The organism is Microbacterium indicum DSM 19969 (genome assembly GCF_000422385.1).
Classification (GTDB): domain Bacteria; phylum Actinomycetota; class Actinomycetes; order Actinomycetales; family Microbacteriaceae; genus Microbacterium; species Microbacterium indicum.
The window spans coordinates 272,166-289,839 of the sequence record NZ_AULR01000001.1 but is presented as its reverse complement, the minus strand read 5'-3'; the positions used below and the strand labels follow the sequence as shown (position 1 = coordinate 289,839).

The following is a 17,674-nucleotide window of genomic DNA, read 5'->3' as shown; positions in this document are numbered from 1 at the left end:
ACCATGGTCCAGCGACAGTTCCCGAAGCCCGCAGAGGTGCTCGAGTTCATGAAGGTCAAGCCGCCGCAGTTCGGCCGAGACGCCCGGCTGAAGAAGGCGCTCACGATCTCCGACCTGCGGGCGATCGCGAAGCGCCGCACCCCCGCGGCGGCGTTCGACTACACCGACGGCGCCGCGGACCAGGAGCTGTCGATCGCCCGCGCCCGCGAGGCGTTCGAGGACATCGAGTTCCACCCCGACATCCTGCGCCCGGCCGAGCACGTCGACACGACGACCGAGATCCTCGGCGGCACCTCGGCGCTGCCGTTCGGCATCGCGCCGACGGGCTTCACCCGCCTCATGCAGACCGAGGGCGAGACGGCGGGCGCCGGCGCGGCGGGCGCGGCGGGGATCCCCTTCACGCTCTCGACGCTCGGCACGACGTCGATCGAGGACGTGAAGAAGGCCAACCCGAACGGGCGCAACTGGTTCCAGCTGTACGTCCTGCGCGACCGCGAGGTCTCGTACGGCCTCGTGAAGCGCGCGGCCGAGGCCGGCTTCGACACGCTGCACTTCACTGTCGACACCCCGATCGCCGGCAACCGCATGCGCGACTCGCGCAACGGCTTCTCGATCCCGCCGCAGCTGACCCTCGGCACGATCGCCAACGCGATCCCGCGCCCCTGGTGGTGGATCGACTTCCTCACGACGCCGAAGCTCGAGTTCGCGTCGCTGACGTCGACGGGAGGCACGGTCGGCGACCTCATCGGCCAGGCGATGGATCCGACGATCAGCTACGAGGATCTCGCGACGATCCGCGAGATGTGGCCCGGAAAGATCGTGATCAAGGGCGTGCAGAACGTGCCCGACGCCGTGAAGCTCATCGGCATGGGCGTCGACGGCCTCGTCCTCTCGAACCACGGCGGTCGCCAGCTCGACCGCGCGCCCATCCCGTTCCGCCTGCTGCCGCAGGTCGTGAAGGAGGTCGGCGCCGACGCGACCGTCATGATCGACACCGGCATCATGAACGGGCAGGACATCGTGGCCTCGATCGCGCTCGGCGCGAAGTTCACCCTCATCGGCCGCGCCTACCTCTACGGGCTCATGGCGGGCGGGCGCGCGGGCGTCGACCGCACGATCCAGATCCTCTCGAGCGAGGTGCGCCGCACCATGGCGCTTCTGGGCGTCTCGTCGATCGAGGAGCTCGAGCCGCGTCACGTGACGCAGCTCACGCGCCTCGTCCCGGTGCGCTGACACTCGGCGGAGCTGGAGTATTACCAAATCGTTATGCCGTACCCTCGGGCGTGATGTCCGATCTCGAGTCCCGCACCGCACGCCGCAGCGCCGCCCGTGAGGCGAAGCGCCGAGCTCAGCGGCGCGGAGCCGTGATCCTCGGGGGCGGCGGCCTCGTCATCGTCGTCGGCGTGTGGGCCCTCGTCGCGGGCCTCACGGGCGGCGGCGACGCGCCCTCCGCCTCCGACACCCCGAGCGCGCAGACGACGCTGAGCGGCGACGCCGCGGGCCGCGCGGGCGAGACGGGCGGCGACGCCTCCGACCCCGACGGCGAGGCCGCCCAGGTCGAGGAGGAGCCCGCCGTGGTCGACGCGCTGAGCGCCTCGACCGGCTCGCTCGCCGCGGGCGAGACGGTGCAGATCACGGGATCCGGCCTCGCGGGCGTGACCTCCGTCGCGTTCGGCGACCAGGACGCGAAGATCGCCGCGACGACCGACACCTCGGTCGACGTCGTCGTCCCGGCGTCCTATCACTACGTCGCGGGCCAGGTCGGCGTCACGGTCTCGGAGGGCGACGCGGCCGTCGACGGCGATCTGTCGTACACCTATGAGGCGCAGACCGCCGTCGACCGCCAGCTCCAGTACGCGATGAAGTACTGGAAGGACTACAACTCGGCGACGTGGGGCGACTACAACCCCTCGGGCGGCGACTGCATGAACTTCGTCAGCCAGGCGCTCGCCGCCCGCGGGTGGCAGCAGAGCACCGCCTGGTACAACGACGGCACGTCGTCGACCGAGAACTGGCGCTATGTGCCCACGTTCCAGACGTGGATGACGGCGAACGCCGCCGAACTCGGGGTGACCCAGCTGTCGCTCGATCAGCGCGACCAGGTGAAGATCGGCGATCTCGTCGTGTTCGACTGGAACGACACGGGAACGCCCGACCACATCCAGATGATCTCGAACATCATCGAGAACGACGACGGGACCCGCACGATCCAGATGGTCGGCCACAACGAGGACTCGGACTACCGCGACCTCGACCAGACGATCACGGTCGACCACCCGGGCGCGAACGCCTGGTTCTGGAGCATCCCCGAGTAGGCCCGCCCCGCGCGATCACCGCGAGGGGGCGGATCCGCCCGTCGGCTCGGTCGTCGTGTCGACGCCGACGACGAGCGTCGCGGTGTAGCCGTTCGTCACGTCGCCCGTGATCGAGGGCAGCTGCGTGGCGCCGGAGTCGTCGCTGAACACGCTGTCGGTCGCGAGCGAGACCTGTGCGTACTTCTGGACCGAGGCGCTGTATCGCGAGTCGGCGAACACCGCCTGGTTCGTCTCGTCGGGCATCGCCATCTGGCTCGTCGAGATCGCGTTCGTCGAGTCGGTGATGTCGTCGACCGAGGGGTAGACCTCGAAGTGGATGTGCGGCCACCGGCCCGAATAGCAGGCGGGGTAGATCGACGTGAACGTGACGGTGCCGTCGTCGCCCGCGACCTGCACGCCGCGCAGGTAGGTGTAGTCCTCGACGCCCGACGAGTACATCGAGTAGTTGCCGTTCTGGTCGCATTGCCAGGCGTAGACCGCGACCCCCGCGAAGGGGGCGTTGCCGTTGGCCATGTCGACGATCTGCAGCGTGAACGTCAGGGGGACGCCGTCGGCGGTCCCGTTGCCGTCGATCGACGACGTGATGTCGCTGCGCACGATGCCCGAGTCCTCGAGGACGTCGGGTCCGTTCGAGCCGTCGCCGGGGTAGGGGCCCGCGGTCTCGTCGGGGATCTCGCTCGCGACGTCGATCGACGTGGGGGTCGTCGCCGTCGGGGTCGGCGTCGCGGTCGCCGTGGGGGTCTCGCTCGGCGTCGTGGTGGGGGTCGCCGTGGCGGTGGCGCCCGACGACGACGACGCGGGCGTGCACGCCGCGAGGATCGCGGCCCCCGCGCCGAGTCCGACGATCGACAGCACGCCGCGCCGCGACATGATCGTGCCGATGTCGAAGCGGACGCCCTGGTCGACGACGTCGTCCTCGGGGTGGTGCAGCAGCCGGCCCTCGTATGTCGGCCCCTCGGGGGTCTCGATCGGATCGGGTGTGTTGCTCTTCTTGGCCATCGTTATCATCTCCTCGCAGCAGGATGGTTCGATACGAGCATGATGGCACCGGTTCTGCGCGGCGCATGACGCAGCTATGCGCTGCCTATGGAACGCAGAAGGCCCGGTCAGGTGACCGGGCCCTCTGCCATCGATGTCGGGGTGACAGGATTTGAACCTGCGACCTCTTCGTCCCGAACGAAGCGCGCTACCAAACTGCGCCACACCCCGTGGCAACCACACAAGTCTATCTGACGGGCGGCCGCGAGGCGAATCGGGGCGTGTCGTCGGGCGCGCCTGGCCCGGCGCGGATGACCGCATACCCTGGGAGGCATGGATCTCGAGGCGCACGTGAAGGAGGCCCTGCGGGCCTACGACCGCGGGCTGCCGGAGTTCCGGTCGCTGCGCGACGCGCTCGAGCGCGAGATCCCGCTCCACCTGCGCCAGTGGGGCGTCTCCTACTTCCGCGTCGAGGCGCGCGTGAAGAAGCGCTACTCGTTCGAGCAGAAGGTGCGTCGCGACCCCGATCGCGAGGTGCTCGACATGGTCGGTGTGCGCATCATGGCGTTCTTCCGCAGCGACCTCACCCAGATCGAGCGCATGACGCGGCGCCTGCTCGAGGTCGAGGAGCAGTCGTACATCGACAAGGGCGACCTGCTGGGGGAGGAGAGCTTCGGCTACCGCAGCGTGCAGTTCGTCGGGCGCACGCGCGGCGAGGGCGCGTTCCGCGAGTTCGAGGCGGGCCTGCCCGTTGAGGTGCAGATCCGCACGATGCTCGAGCACGTGTGGGCCGAGGTCGAGCACGACCTGCGCTACAAGCCGCAGGGCGAGCGGCCGACCTCCGACATCAACCGCGACTTTGCCCTGACGGCGGCGCTGCTGGAACAGGCCGACCGCAACCTCGACGAGATCCGCCGGCAGCTCGAGGACGACTGACCCCGCGCGGACATCTTCCTGCCGGGAGGACATCGAATCGGATGTCCTCCCGGCAGGAAGATGTCCTTCAGCGGCGGGGCGCCAGGGTCAGCAGGCTGACCTCGGGGCGGCAGGCGAACCGGATCGGGGCGTAGATCGAATGGCCGACGCCGGCGCTCACGTTGAGCGGGATCGTCCGGCCGCCGTGCGACCAGGTGCTCAGCCCGCGCGACTGGCCGAGCGGCAGGTCGCAGTTGTCGACGAGGGCGCCGATGCCGGGGATCCGCACCTGGCCGCCGTGCGTGTGGCCCGCGAAGACGATGTCGGATCCGCGATCCATGAAGCTGTCGAGGACCCGCCGGTAGGGCGCGTGCGTGACGCCGATCGTGAGGGATCCGTCGGGGAGCTGCATCGCCGAGGCGTCGAGGGCATCCCAGTCGTCGTACCCGTGGTGCGGGTCGCTCGTGCCGATGAAGCGCAGGCGCTGGCCGCGCACGTCGAACGCGACGGCCTCGTTGTCGAGCCCGAACCAGCCGAGCTCGCCCTCGAGGAATGCGTCGAGCCCCGCGGTGTCGAGGTGCGGCGTCTCGGGAGAGACGCCGGACGGACCGCGGAAGTACACGAACGGGTTGCGCGGGGCGGGGGCGAGGATGTCGTTCGACCCGTGCACGTGCACGCCCGGGATGCCCGCGAAGGGGGAGAGGGCACCGCGGATCGCGTCGAGGCCCTCGGGGGATCCGAAGTTGTCGCCGGTGTCGATGACGAGGTCGGGGCGCAGGCTCGCGAGCCGCGCGATCCAGTCGCGCTTGCGCCTCTGCAACGGGGCGAGGTGCAGGTCGCTGATGTGGAGGATCCGGATCGGCGCCGCGCCCGGCTCGAGGACGCGCACCGTGTGGTGGCGCACCGTGAACAGGAATCGCTCGACGCCGATGCCCCACGCGGCGGCACCGACACCGAGGGCGCCGACCGCGAGTGCGGCGGCGCCCAGGGCGTTGCGTTTCGGCATCAGTCGTCGTCTCCGCCGTCGCCGGTGTCGACGTCGTCGCAGTTCTTCGCCTCGTAGTCGACGGTGACGGTGCCGCCGTCGGCGATCGCCTCACCCGCCGCGGGGCTCGTGCCCGTGATGCTCGAGCCCTTCGCGTCGTCGTTCTGCGTGCAGGATCCGGGGGATCCGCGCAGGCCGGCGTCGAACAGGGCCGAGATCCCGCGCGCGAGCGTCTGGCCGCCGATGTCGGGGACCTCCACGCCGTTGCCGTCCGAGATCGTGAGCGTGATCGTGCTGTTCGCGGGCGCGGTGCCCGAGGCGCTCTGCGCCTCGACGCGGCCGGCGTCCTGCGTCCCGGTCACGGTGTCGCCGATCGAGACCGTGAAGCCCGCGGCCTCGAGGGTCGACTGCGCGGCCGACTGGGTCTGGCCGACGACGTTCGGGACGTCCTTCTCGACGGTCCGCGTGAGGTTGGGGTCGGGATCCGGGAACGCGTCTCCGCCGTACTTGGCGTTCGCTGCGGCCTGGTTCTCGCGGCCGAGGGCGTATCGCAGGGTCGCGACCTGCTCGCCGTTCGGCGTGTAGTTCGCGAACACGTCGCCGTCGCCGATCGAGTTGCCCGCCCACGCGGCCGTCGTGACGTTCGACGACGACTGGATCAGCCAGGTCTGGACGCCCTCGTGCGTACCGGTCTTGCCGAACACCGGGACGCCGTCGCCCGCGTTGCCCTGCGATCCGGATCCGCCGCTCTGCAGCACGGTCTCGAGCGCGTACTCGGCGGTCGCCGCGATGTTCTCGTCGACGACGCGCTCGCACTGCGTCTCGGGCATCGTCAGCTCGTCGCCGTCACCGCTCGTCACGCGGACGATCGCGGTCGGCTCGCAGCGGACACCGCCGTTCGCGATCGTCGCGTATGCCGAGGCCATGGCGATCGGTGCGATGTTCTTGTCGCCGATCACGTTGTTCGCGAAGTTCTGGTCCGTGACCGCGGTGCTGCCGTTCTCGTCGGCGGCGCCGAGCACGACGCCGAAGTCGGCGGCGACCTGGTTGATGTCGCAGACGTTCAGCTGCGACGCCATCGCGTAGAAGCCCGTGTTGAGTGAGTCGCGCGTGAAGTTGCGGACGGGGCCGACGTATCCGCCGTTGCCGGCGAAGTTGTCCTTCGTCGTCGTGCGGAGCGAGGTCTTCGAATCGTCGGTGCACGACGTCGGGATGTTGAACGTCTGGTTGGCGCGTCCGTTGAGCTGCTCGTTGACGCTTCGGCCGTTCAGCAGCCAGTCGACGAGGGTGAACAGCTTGTACGTCGAACCGGCGCTGAAGCCGGCGCCGCCGCCCATGGTGCGATCAGTCGCGTAGATCAGGCCCGTCTGCCCGGCGGACTCCTGCACCTCGTTGAAGGTCGTGTTCTGCGCCATCGACAGGATGTTGCCCGTGTGGGTGTCGATCTGCACCGTCGTCGCGCCGAGGCTCATGCCCTCGATCGAGGCCGGGACGTGGTTCGCCATCGTGTTCTGCGCCGACCACTGGAGGTCGTTGTCGAGCGTCGTGTAGATGTCGAGGCCACCGCGCGTCAGGGTGTCGCTGCGCTCCTCGGCCGTGTCGCCGAACGCGTCGGCGTAGCGGTCGTCGTAGAGCACGGTGTTCTTCACGTACTGGCAGAAGTACGCGGCGCCGCCGGCCTCGGCGCAGCCGGTGTTGAGGTCCTGCACGTTGGGCTCGATGGGCTGGGCCATCGTGTCCTCGTACTCCTGCTTGGTGAGGATGTCCTCCTCGTACATGCGGCGGAGGACCGAGTCGCGGCGCTGCTGCGTCTCGGCGTAGCCGTTCTCGGCGCCGTTGTCGGCGTTGTCGGGCAGGTCGATGCGGAACGTGTTCGGGTTCTGCAGCATGCCCGCGAGGGTCGCGGCCTGGTTGAGGTTGAGATCCGATGCGTTGACGCCGTAGTAGTGCTGGGCGGCGGCCTGGATGCCGTAGGTCGTGCCGCCGAAGTTCGCGAGGTTGAGGTACCCGATGAGGATCTCCTCCTTCGAGTAGCGCTGCTCGATGGCGATCGCGTAGCGCATCTCCTGGAGCTTGCGCTGGTACCCGTCGACGCCGTTCGCGTCGGTCGCCTCGTTGTAGCACTTGATGCGGGCGGCGTCCTGCTCCTCCTGGGTGTCGCCCGTCGCCGAGCGCTCGCACGCCTGGATCTGCACGTTCTTCACGTACTGCTGGCTGATCGAGGATCCGCCCTGCTGGGATCCGCCCGACGCGTTGTTGAGGAGGGCACGGGTCGTGCCGATGAGGTCGACGCCGCCGTGCTCGTAGTAGCGGGGATCCTCGGACGAGAGGAGGGCGTCGTACACCGTCTGCGTGACGTCGTCGTACTCGACGGGCTCCCGGTTCTGGTCATAGAACGTCGCGAGCTTGTAGTAGCCGTCCTGGCCGTTGCCGTTGTTGCCCCAGATGGTGCTGGATTCCATCGGGCGGTCGACCTCGAGGTCGCTCGGGAGGCTGTCGAAAAGCGAGATCGCGCTCGACGTCCCTGCCGCCGTCACGGCGATCGCGGGAGTGACGGTCGCGGCCACCAGGATGCCTGCGACGGCGCTCAGGCCCACGAGGCCGAGAAGGCCTCCGAGCACGCCGCCGATCGTCCGTTTCATATGAGGCATAGGCTCGATGCTAGGGGAGAAGGCTGATACGCGTCTTCCGCGCACACTGTTCTTCGACCCGATACTCAGATGCCCCGGCCTCGACAGGAGACACCGTGACCACGTGGGAGTACCTCACCACTCCGCTGATGATCCACAACACCGCAGCCATCCTCAACAACTGGGGCAAGCAGGGCTGGGAGCTCGTGCAGGTGCTGCCGAACGAGGAGGGCGGACTCGTCGCCTACCTCAAGCGCCCGTCGGGCGGCGGCGAGCAGAACGCCGGCCTCGCGCACGCCGCCGAGGCGGCCAAGCAGTTCGAGGGGCAGCAGTGAGCGTCGCGGCGCGGCTCGCCGACCTGGGCATCGAGCTGCCGACCGTCGCCTCGCCGGTCGCGGCGTACATCCCGGCCAAGGTGCACGGCGACATCGTCTGGACGTCGGGCCAGCTGCCCTTCGTCTCGGGGGCGCTCCCGGCGACGGGCAAGGTCGGCGACGGGCACGGCCTCGTGCCGGCGGCCGACGCGCAGGACATGGCCCGCACGGCGGCGCTCAACGCGATCGCGGCGGCGGCCGACGCCGTCGGCGGGGTCGACCGCCTGACCGGCGTGTTCAAGGTCACGGGCTTCGTCGCCTCCGACCCGACGTTCACGGGTCAGCCGGGCGTGATCAACGGCGCGAGTACGGTGCTCGGCGAGATCTTCGGCGACGCGCACAGTCGCTCGGCGGTCGGCGTCGCGGCCCTCCCGCTCGACGCCCCCGTCGAGGTCGAGGTCGCGTTCACCTTCGCCGCCTGACCTCACCGACCCGAACTCTCCTTTTCTCCGTGTTTTCCCCACGCCAGGCGTGGGGAAAACACGGAGAAAAGGAGAGTTGCGGTCAGTTCAGCGGACCTGGGCCGTGATGACGCTCATGACGGCGGTGTCGGCGAGGGTCTGCGTGTCGCCGACCTCGCGGCCCTCCGCGACGTCGCGCAGCAGGCGCCGCATGATCTTTCCCGAGCGGGTCTTGGGCAGCTCGCCGACGATGTAGACGTCGCGCGGGCGGGCGATCGGGCCGATCTGCTGGCCGACCCACTGCCGCAGCTCGGTCGCGAGGCCGTCGGCCGTGTTGCTCTTGAGGAAGCTCTCCTTGAGGATCACGAACGCCACGACCGCCTGGCCCGTCGTCTCGTCGCTCGCGCCGACGACCGCCGCTTCCGCCGTCGCGGCGTGCGCCACGAGCGACGACTCGATCTCGGCCGTCGACAGGCGGTGCCCCGACACGTTCATGACGTCGTCGACCCGGCCCAGCAGCCAGATGTCGCCGTCTTCGTCGCGCCTTGCGCCGTCGCCCGCGAAGTAGTAGCCCTTGTCGGCGAACATCTTCCAGTACGTGTCGACGAAGCGCTCGGGGTCGCCCCAGATACCGCGCAGCATGCTCGGCCACGGCTCCGTCACGACGAGCAGCCCGCCCGCGTCGTTGCCGACCGACTCGCCCTTCTCGTCGACGACGTCGATCGCGACCCCCGGCAGCGGGACCTGAGCGGATCCGGGTTTCGTCTCCGTCACCCCGGGCAGCGCCGAGATCATGATCGCGCCCGTCTCGGTCTGCCACCACGTGTCGACGATCGGGGCGACGTCGCCGCCGACGACCTCTCGGAACCACATCCACGCCTCGGGGTTGATGGGCTCGCCCACCGACCCGAGCAGGCGGATCTTCGACAGGTCCCGCTTCTGCACGATCTCGCGGCCCTGCTTCATGAAGCTGCGCACGGCGGTCGGCGCGGTGTAGAGGATCGTGACGCCGTACTTCTCGGCGACGTCCCACCAGCGGCCCGGCTCGGGGAACTCCGGGGTCCCCTCGTAGAGGACCTGCGTCGCGCCGTTCGCGAGGGGGCCGTAGGTCACGTAGCTGTGGCCCGTGATCCATCCGATGTCGGCCGTGCACCAGTAGACGTCGGTCTCGGGGTGCAGGTCGAAGACGTTGCGGTGCGTGAACGCGGCCTGCGTGAGGTATCCGCCCGACGTGTGCAGGATCCCCTTCGGCTTCCCCGTCGTGCCCGAGGTGTAGAGGATGAAGAGCGGGTTCTCGGCGGGGAACGGCTGCGCCTCATGCTCGGCGGCGGCCTGCGGAACGACGTCGTGGTACCAGACGTCGCGGCCGTCCTGCCACTCGACGTCCTGGCCCGTGCGCCGCACGACGAGCACGCTCTCGACGGTCGCCTGCACGCCCTCGCCGCGGTCGGAGAGCGCCTGATCCACGGCGGGCTTGAGCGCCGAGGCGCGGCCCTTTCGGTACCCGCCGTCGGCGGTGATGACGACCTTGGCGCCCGCGTCGTCGATCCTCGAGCGCAGGCTGTCGGCGCTGAAGCCGCCGAAGACGACGGAGTGGATCGCGCCGAGGCGCGCGACGGCGAGCAGCGACGCGATCGCCTCGGGGATCATCGGGAGGTAGATCGCGACGCGGTCGCCCTGTCCGACGCCGAGATCCGTCAGGACGTTGGCGAGCCGCTTGACCTCGTCGGTGAGCTCGGCGTAGGTCACCGAGCGGGAGTCGCCGGGCTCGCCCTCGAAGTGGATCGCGACGCGGTCGCCGTTCCCCTCCTCGACGTGGCGGTCGAGGCAGTTGTACGCGACGTTGAGCTCTCCGTCCGGGAACCACTTCGCGAACGGAGGCGTCGACCAGTCGAGCACCTCGGTGAATGGAGTGTGCCAGTGGAGCAGCTCGCGCGACTGGTCGCCCCAGAAGGCCAGGCGGTCGGCGCGCGCCGCGTCGTAGAGGTCGGAGCCGGCGACGGCCTTCGCTGCGAACTCGGGCGAGGGCGCGAAGCGGCGGTTCTCGGTGAGCAGGTGGTCAATCGACTGTGACATGAGGAATGCTCCCTGTGCGACGTTGCGTGCGGTCCACGGTGACCGCGACAGCAGACTACCCACGATCCGGGGTCGGGCGTGTCACACAGGCGGTCAGCGCGTCCACAGGCGCGGATCCGGCGGGGTTATCTGACGATCCGGCCCCCGAGGCGGGCGCGGGGTGGGCTGATCTCCGTAGCTTCCCCGCATGCCCGTTCCCTTCGTCGTCGCACCTCGCCCCGGCGCGGCAGCCGCGCACCGCACCCCGGAGGCGGCCGCCGCCGCGCCGCACGAGGAGGCGACGTTCGGCCCGCTCGCCCGCTACGTCGCGGATCCGCGCGTCACCGACCTTTTCGTCAACGGATCGGACGGGCTCTTCGTCGACCACGGGGCGGGCGCCGTGCGCGTCGAGGGGTGGCGGGCGTCCGAGCGCGAGGTGCGGGATCTCGCGACCGACCTCATCGGCCGCGGCGGGCGGCACGTCGACGACCAGACGCCGCTCGTCGACGTCCGGCTGCCGGGCGGGGTGCGCGTCCACGTCGCCCTCGCCCCCATCGCGACGGGCGGAACCGCGATCTCGATTCGCGTCCCCCGCCTCGCCGACATCGACCTCGACGGCCTGTGCGACGGCGGGGCGTTCGCGCCCGCGGTGCGCGACTGGCTGCGGCGCATCGTGCGCGAGCGCCGGAACCTGCTCGTCACGGGCGGCGCGGGCTGCGGGAAGACGACGCTGCTGTCCGCGCTCCTCGGATCCGCGCCGCCCGGCGAGCGGATCGTCACGATCGAGGACGTCGCCGAGCTGCGCCTCGCCCACCCGCACCACATCGCGCTCGAGGCGCGGCAGGCCAACCAGGAGGGCGCGGGCGAGATCGGACTCGCGCGGCTCGTGCGCGAGTCGCTCCGCATGCGGCCCGACCGGATCGTCGTCGGCGAGTGCCGTGGCGAGGAGATCCGCGACCTCCTGACGGCCCTCAACACGGGACACGACGGGGGAGCCGGCACCCTGCATGCGAACGGCCTCGCCGACGTCCCCGCGCGCATCGAGGCGCTCGGCGCGCTCGCGGGGTGGGACGACCACGCCGTGGCGCGCCAGGCGGCGAGCGCGTTCGACATCGTGCTGCACCTCGCGCGCTCCGCCGACGGCGTGCGCCGCCTCGTCTCGGTCGGCGCCCTCGGCGCCCCCGACGGCCGCCTCGCGATCGAGGAGGTGCGGCCGTGGGAGGCCTGACGCAGGGGCCGGCCGAGGCCGGGGATCCGGCGGGCACCGTGCTGCCGCTCGCCGTCCTGCTGCAGGGCGGCGCGAGCCCCGCCGCGGCGTGGCGGCATCTCGCGGGGACCGGCGACGCCGTCGCCGTGCGGGTCGCGGAGCGCCAGGACGGCGGAGCGACGCTCGTCGAGGCGATCGCCCGCGAGAGCGATGCGGGAGAGGCGGCCTGGGGCGATGTCGCGGCGGCGTGGGCGGTCGCCGAGACGGTCGGCGCGCCCCTCGCCGACACGCTCCGGTCGGTCGCCGCTTCGCTGCGCGATGCGGGAGAGCTGCGCGACGACGTCGCCGTCGCGCTCGCCGAGCCCCTCGCGTCGGCGCGGCTCATGATGTGGCTGCCGCTCCTCGGCGTCGTCGTCGGGGTGGGCCTGGGGATGGATCCGCTCGGCGTCCTCTTCACGACGCCCGTCGGCATCGCCTGCCTCGTCGGGGGCCTCGGCCTCACCCTCGCGGCTCGCGCGTGGACCCGTCGGCTCGTGCGCGCGGCGCAGCCCGCCCCGGGAACGCCGGGCATGCACGAGGAGCTTCTCGCGGTCGCCCTCTCGGGAGGCGTCTCGATCCGCCGCGCCCGCGAGGTCCTCGCGGCCTGCGCCGAGTGGTCGGGCGCGGCCTCCCGCACGACGGGGGAGTCGCAGCGCGTCCTCGACCTGTCGCGCGCCGCCGGCGTGCCCGCCGTCGAGCTGCTGCGGGCCTCGGCCGCGCACGCGCGGCACCGCGCACGCACCGACGGCCGCACGCGCGGCGCGAAGCTCGGCACGCGGCTCCTCCTCCCCATGGCCGTCTGCACGCTCCCGGCCTTCCTGCTCCTCGGCGTCGCGCCGCTGCTCCTGAGCGTGCTGACCTCGACGCCGATCCCCGCGTTCGCCGCACCGGCGGGCCCCTGAAGAACACACCCCTATAAGAGAGGAGTCACCATGACCGATCACACCCGGGATCTCTGGCGAGACGACGAGGGAGCATCGACCGCCGAGTACGCGATCGTGACGATGGCCGCCGTGGCCATCGCCGGCGTCCTCGTCGCCGTGATGCGATCCGGCGCCGTGCAGTCGCTGCTGCAGGGCATCGTCGAGCAGGCGCTGCAGGTTCCGTGATCCGGCTTCCCCTGGCGGGAGACCGCGGATCCGCCTCGGCGGAGTTCGCGGTCGCCCTGCCCGCCGCCGTCATCGTCGTCGCCCTCGGCGTCGGTGCGCTGGCGGCCGCGTCGACCCAGGTGCGGCTGCAGGACGCGGCGGCCGACGCCGCGCGGCTCGCCGCCCGCGGGGAGCCGGATCGCGTGTCGTCGGTCGTCTCGACGGCCGTCGGCGGCGCGAGCGCGTCGCTCGACGAGAGCGGCGAGCTCGTCTGCGTCACGGCGCAGCGCGACGCGGCGTTCGGCCCGTTCTCCATCGCGCTCGAGGCGCGCAGCTGCGCGCTCGCAGGCGGCCTCTGATGGGCGCCGCCGCCTTCACCGCCCTCACAGCCGCGGCGACGGCGACGCTCGCGGTCGGGCTCGTCGCCGTCGGGGGAGCGGCCGTCGAGGCCCAGCGGGTCAGCGGCGTCGCCGACGCGGCGGCGCTCGCCGCGGCCGACGCGCTCTCGGGCTTCGCGACGGGAGACCCGTGCTCGCGCGCGGCCGAGGTCGCCGAGGCTCAGGCCGCGTCGACCTCGTCGTGCGAGGTCGACGGCCTCGAGGTCGTCGTGACCGCGGCGGGCGCGCACGGAGCATGGCCGGTGTCCGTCACCTCACGCGCCGGCCCCGGCTCGCCCGCAGCCGGCGCGTGGTCGCCGGCCGTCGACCTCGGCGCGCCGGGCCTGCTCCTGGCCGACTTCTTCGGCGCCCGCGACGCGTCGATCACGGGGTACGCGTACGCCCACGAGGGCATCGACCTGTCTGCGCCGCACGCGCTCACGCCGATCGCCGCCGCGGCCGCCGGCACCGTCACCGCGGCCGTGACGGTCGACGCGAGCGCCCGGGGGATGAACGTCGCGATCGACCACGGCGACGGGGTCGCGACCGAGTACCTGCACCTCGCGCGGGTCGACGTGCGGGTCGGCGACGCGGTCGAGGCCGGCCAGACGATCGGCGGCATGGGATCCACGGGCCGGTCGACGGGCACCCACCTGCACCTGGGCGTCGTCGTCGACGGGGTGCACGTCGATCCGCTGACGTTCATGCGCTCGCGCGGCGTCGACTACTGCGTCCTCCCCGTGTACGCCGGCCACACGGTGGCGAACGGGTGCGAAGCCGGATGACTGAGCCGGCCTCTCGCCGCGGATGTGTAGGGTTGCGGGCGACGGAAGGACTCCCCTTGGCAGACGGTAAGAAGCTCGTCATCGTCGAGTCGCCCACGAAGATGCGCTCCATCCAGGGCTATCTGGGCGACGGCTACGAGGTGCTGAGCTCGGTGGGCCACATTCGCGATCTGGCCGACAAGCGCGACATCCCCGAGAAGGACCGCGAGAAGTACGGTCGTTACTCGATCGACATCGGCGGCGGCTTCCAGCCCTACTACGTCGTCAGCGACCGCAAGACCAAGACCGTCACCGAGCTCAAGCGGGCGCTCAAGGGGGCGAGCGAACTCCTGCTCGCGACCGATGAGGACCGCGAGGGCGAGGCCATCGCGTGGCATCTCCTCGAGACGCTCAAGCCCAAGGTCCCCGTCAAGCGCATGGTCTTCCACGAGATCACGAAGGACGCGATCCAGAAGGCCGTCGGCGAGACCCGCGAGCTCGACACCTCGCTCGTCGACGCGCAGGAGACCCGCCGCGTCCTCGACCGCCTCTACGGCTGGGACGTGTCGCCCGTTCTCTGGCGCAAGGTCGGATCCGGCGCCTCGGGCCAGGCGCTCAGCGCGGGCCGCGTGCAGTCCGCCGCGACCCGCATGGTCGTCGAGCGCGAGCGCGAGCGCATGGCGTTCGTCTCGGCCGACTACTGGTCGATCGCGTCGGTCGCGTCGCGCACGCAGGACGCGTTCGCGATCCGCCTCGTGCGCGTCGACGGCGCGCCGCTCGCGACGGGCCGCGACTTCGACGACAAGGGCCAGCTCACGAAGGCCGTCGTCGTGCTCGATGAGGAGGGCGCGACCGCCCTTGCCCTCGCGATCGACGAGTCGGGCGAGGCGACGGTGCTCAGGGTCGAGGCCAAGCCGGGCACCCGCCGTCCGTCGGGCCCCTTCACGACGTCGACGCTGCAGCAGGAGGCCGGCCGCAAGCTCGGCATGACGGCCAAGACCACGATGTCGGTCGCGCAGAGCCTCTACGAGCGCGGCTACATCACCTATATGCGCACCGACTCGACGAACCTCTCGTCGCAGGCGATCCAGGCGGCGCGCGCGCAGGCCGTCGCGCTCTACGGCGACGCGGCGATCCCCGCGAAGCCGCGCTACTACGCGTCGAAGTCGAAGAACGCGCAGGAGGCGCACGAGGCGATCCGCCCCTCGGGCGAGGTCTTCCGCACGCCCAAGGAGGTCGCGGGCCAGCTGGGTCGCGACGAGCAGCGCCTGTACGAGATGATCTGGAAGCGCACGATCGCGAGCCAGATGTCCGACGCGAAGCTCGAGACGACGACGATCACGCTCGGCGCCGAGGCTGCGGGCCGCAAGCTCGAGTTCACCGCCTCGGGCACCGTCTACACGTTCAAGGGCTTCCTCGAGGCCTACGAAGAGGGATCCGACGAGAAGCGCAACGGCGGAGACGACCCCGACGACCAGCGCCTCCCGCAGGTCGCGCAGGGCGACGTCCTGGGCGTCGCGGGCTCCGAGGCGAAGGGCCACACGACCTCGCCGAAGCCCCGATACACCGAGGCGAGCCTCGTCAAGGCGCTCGAGGAGCGCGGCATCGGCCGCCCCTCGACGTTCGCGAGCATCATCGGCGTGATCCTCGACCGCGGCTACGTCGTCAAGCGCGGCCAGGCGCTCGTCCCCACGTGGCTGTCGTTCAGCGTCATCCGCCTGCTCGAGCAGCACTTCGGCGAGCTCGTCGACTACGACTTCACGGCGGCGCTCGAGGAGGACCTCGACCGCATCGCGCGCGGCGAGGAGAACCGCTCGCACTGGCTCAAGCAGTTCTACTTCGGCGGCGACGGCCACCCCGGCCTGCGCAACATCGTCGACGACCTCGGCGAGATCGACGCGCGCGAGCTCAACGCGACCCGGATCACCGACACCGCGACGCTCCGCTTCGGCAAGTACGGCCCCTACCTCGAGGTCACCGACCCCGAGAAGCCCGACGCCGATCCGCGCCGCATCAACGTGCCCGAGGAGCTCGCGCCCGACGAGCTGACCCCGGCCAAGGTGCAGGAGCTCGTCGACGCCCCCGTCGCCGGCAACCGCGTGCTGGGGGAGAACCCCGAGAACGGCCGCGTCGTCGTCGTCAAGGACGGTCGCTTCGGCCCCTATCTCGAGGAGACCGAGCCCGAGGATCCCGAGCAGGTGGATCCGCAGACCGGCGAGGTCGTCGAGGCGCCCAAGAAGAAGACGACGAAGAAGGCCGCGGCCCCCAAGCCGCGCCGTGCGTCGCTCTTCAAGAGCATGTCGCCCGAGACGATCGAGCTCGACACGGCGCTGCAGCTCCTGAACCTGCCCCGCGAGGTGGGGACGGATCCGCAGACCGACGAGGTCATCACGGCGCAGAACGGCCGCTACGGCCCGTACCTCAAGAAGGGCGCCGACTCGCGCTCGCTCGAGAGCGAGCAGCAGATCTTCGACATCACCCTCGCCGAGGCGCTCGAGGTCTACGCCAAGCCCAAGTACGGCGGGCGCCGCGCGGCGTCGGCCCTCAAGGACTTCGAGAAGGCCGATCCCGCGAGCGGCAAGAACATCACGATCAAGGACGGCCGCTTCGGCGCCTACGTGACCGACGGCGAGATCAACGCGACGATCCCGCGCGCCGAGGTCGCGGCAGACGTCGACTTCGAGCGCGCTGTCCAGCTGCTCGCCGATAAGCGCGCGAAGGGCCCCGCCAAGAAGCGCACCCCCGCCAAGAAGGCTCCGGCCAAGAAGGCTCCGGCCAAGAAGGCTCCCGCCAAGAAGACGACGGCGGCCAAGAAGCCCGTGTCGGCGTCGCGCTCCGAGGCCGCGAAGAAGGCCGCGGCGACCCGTGCCGCGAACAAGGCGGCTCGCGAGGCCGCCGGCGAGAGCTGATGTCGCGCGGGCTCTGGATCACCTTCGAGGGCGGCGACGGGTCCGGCAAGACCACCCAGGCCGAGCTGCTGCGCGCCGCGCTCGAGGGCGCGGGGCACAGCGTCGTCCGCACCCGCGAGCCCGGCGGCACCGAGGTCGGGCAGCGGATCCGCGACATCGTCCTGCACTCGCGGGGCAGCCTCACGCCCCGCGCCGAGGCGCTGCTGTTCGCGGCCGACCGCTCGCATCACGTCGAGACGCTCGTGGAGCCGGCGCTCGCGCGCGGAGAGACGGTGATCCAGGATCGCTACCTCGACTCGTCCGTCGCGTACCAGGGGGCCGCGCGCTCCCTCGGCGCCGACGAGGTGCGCGAGCTGTCCCTGTGGGCGACGGGCGGCGCGCTGCCCGACGTGACGGTCCTGCTCGACATCGACCCGCGGATCGCCCGCGCGCGACTCGACGCCGCCGATAAGCCCTTCGACCGCATGGAGGCCGAGAAGGCCGAGTTCCACGCGCGGGTGCGCGACGCGTTCCTCGCCCTCGCGGCGGCCGAGCCGGGGCGCTTCCTCGTCGTCGACGCGACCCTCCCCGTCGACGAGATCGCGGGGGAGATCCTCGCGCGGGTCTCGTCTGTCGGAGGCCGCCTCTAGCGTGGATC

16 protein-coding genes and 1 tRNA gene are annotated in these 17,674 nt (G+C 71.1%); 12 read left to right on the top strand and 5 right to left on the bottom strand.

The annotated features are described in order from the left end of the window. Positions 1 to 3 precede the first annotated feature (3 nt). Complete coding sequence (locus H576_RS0101340; protein ID WP_029149414.1) at positions 4 to 1,233, top strand: alpha-hydroxy acid oxidase; 1,230 nt, start codon at positions 4 to 6, stop codon at positions 1,231 to 1,233. 53 nt (positions 1,234 to 1,286) lie between these two features. Further along, a complete protein-coding gene (locus H576_RS13910; RefSeq protein WP_156888080.1) occupies positions 1,287 to 2,315 on the top strand; it encodes an amidase domain-containing protein in 1,029 nt (342 codons plus the stop codon). A 15-nt stretch (positions 2,316 to 2,330) separates the two neighbouring features. Here the strand turns inward: H576_RS13910 and H576_RS0101330 are convergent, their stop codons facing one another. Together H576_RS0101330 and H576_RS0101325 are read right to left on the bottom strand one after the other, a co-directional pair. Further along, on the bottom strand, positions 2,331 to 3,314 hold the full coding sequence (locus H576_RS0101330) for a dioxygenase family protein (RefSeq protein WP_036318600.1): 984 nt from the start codon (positions 3,312 to 3,314) through the stop codon (positions 2,331 to 2,333). A gap of 136 nt (positions 3,315 to 3,450) precedes the next feature. Then, positions 3,451 to 3,524: transfer RNA gene (locus H576_RS0101325), tRNA-Pro, on the bottom strand. 102 nt (positions 3,525 to 3,626) lie between these two features. Here H576_RS0101325 and H576_RS13905 point away from each other — a divergent pair. Then, positions 3,627 to 4,229, top strand: coding sequence for a GTP pyrophosphokinase (locus H576_RS13905; RefSeq protein ID WP_051172001.1), 603 nt, complete (start codon positions 3,627 to 3,629; stop codon positions 4,227 to 4,229). Positions 4,230 to 4,296: 67 nt separating this feature from the next. Here H576_RS13905 and H576_RS0101315 read toward each other — a convergent pair whose 3' ends face one another. Together H576_RS0101315 and H576_RS0101310 are read right to left on the bottom strand one after the other, a co-directional pair. Further along, positions 4,297 to 5,214, bottom strand: a complete 918-nt coding sequence (locus H576_RS0101315; protein WP_029149412.1) for a metallophosphoesterase — start codon at positions 5,212 to 5,214, stop codon at positions 4,297 to 4,299. Further along, positions 5,214 to 7,844 (bottom strand): transglycosylase domain-containing protein, encoded by a 2,631-nt coding sequence (locus tag H576_RS0101310; protein ID WP_029149411.1) that lies wholly within the window; start codon positions 7,842 to 7,844, stop codon positions 5,214 to 5,216. The genes H576_RS0101315 and H576_RS0101310 overlap by 1 nt, the downstream gene beginning before the upstream one ends. Positions 7,845 to 7,939: 95 nt before the next feature. On the opposite strand from H576_RS0101310, the gene sp36 reads away from it, so the two are divergent. Both sp36 and H576_RS0101300 read left to right on the top strand, forming a co-directional pair. Further along, entirely contained in the window at positions 7,940 to 8,158 is a 219-nt protein-coding gene (sp36, locus tag H576_RS0101305) for a Sp36 family protein (protein WP_029149410.1), read from the top strand. Next, complete coding sequence (locus H576_RS0101300; RefSeq protein ID WP_029149409.1) at positions 8,155 to 8,619, top strand: RidA family protein; 465 nt, start codon at positions 8,155 to 8,157, stop codon at positions 8,617 to 8,619. The genes sp36 and H576_RS0101300 overlap by 4 nt, the downstream gene beginning before the upstream one ends. 87 nt (positions 8,620 to 8,706) lie before the next feature. Here the strand turns inward: H576_RS0101300 and acs are convergent, their stop codons facing one another. Next, positions 8,707 to 10,674 (bottom strand): acetate--CoA ligase, encoded by a 1,968-nt coding sequence (gene acs / locus H576_RS0101295; RefSeq protein ID WP_029149408.1) that lies wholly within the window; start codon positions 10,672 to 10,674, stop codon positions 8,707 to 8,709. Between the two features lie 187 nt (positions 10,675 to 10,861). Between acs and H576_RS0101290 the strand changes: the two genes are divergently transcribed. Genes H576_RS0101290 through tmk form a run of 7 tightly spaced genes read left to right on the top strand, consistent with a single transcriptional unit; the run spans position 10,862 to position 17,666 of the window. Further along, entirely contained in the window at positions 10,862 to 11,881 is a 1,020-nt protein-coding gene (locus H576_RS0101290; RefSeq protein WP_029149407.1) for a TadA family conjugal transfer-associated ATPase, read from the top strand. Continuing rightward, the gene (locus H576_RS0101285) at positions 11,869 to 12,801 is read left to right on the top strand and encodes a type II secretion system F family protein (protein ID WP_036318596.1); all 933 of its coding nucleotides are present in this window, start codon (positions 11,869 to 11,871) and stop codon (positions 12,799 to 12,801) included. Before H576_RS0101290 ends, H576_RS0101285 begins: the two co-directional genes overlap by 13 nt. A 30-nt stretch (positions 12,802 to 12,831) precedes the next feature. After that, entirely contained in the window at positions 12,832 to 13,008 is a 177-nt protein-coding gene (locus tag H576_RS16220) for a DUF4244 domain-containing protein (RefSeq protein ID WP_084502321.1), read from the top strand. After that, entirely contained in the window at positions 13,005 to 13,346 is a 342-nt protein-coding gene (locus H576_RS13900) for a TadE family type IV pilus minor pilin (RefSeq protein WP_051171996.1), read from the top strand. The genes H576_RS16220 and H576_RS13900 overlap by 4 nt, the downstream gene beginning before the upstream one ends. After that, on the top strand, positions 13,346 to 14,149 hold the full coding sequence (locus H576_RS13895; protein ID WP_051171994.1) for a M23 family metallopeptidase: 804 nt from the start codon (positions 13,346 to 13,348) through the stop codon (positions 14,147 to 14,149). The genes H576_RS13900 and H576_RS13895 overlap by 1 nt, the downstream gene beginning before the upstream one ends. A 56-nt stretch (positions 14,150 to 14,205) precedes the next feature. Next, positions 14,206 to 17,037 (top strand): type I DNA topoisomerase, encoded by a 2,832-nt coding sequence (gene topA, locus H576_RS0101265; RefSeq protein WP_029149405.1) that lies wholly within the window; start codon positions 14,206 to 14,208, stop codon positions 17,035 to 17,037. Continuing rightward, positions 17,037 to 17,666, top strand: coding sequence for a dTMP kinase (gene tmk / locus H576_RS0101260; protein WP_029149404.1), 630 nt, complete (start codon positions 17,037 to 17,039; stop codon positions 17,664 to 17,666). The genes topA and tmk overlap by 1 nt, the downstream gene beginning before the upstream one ends. The last annotated feature ends 8 nt before the right edge of the window (positions 17,667 to 17,674 follow it).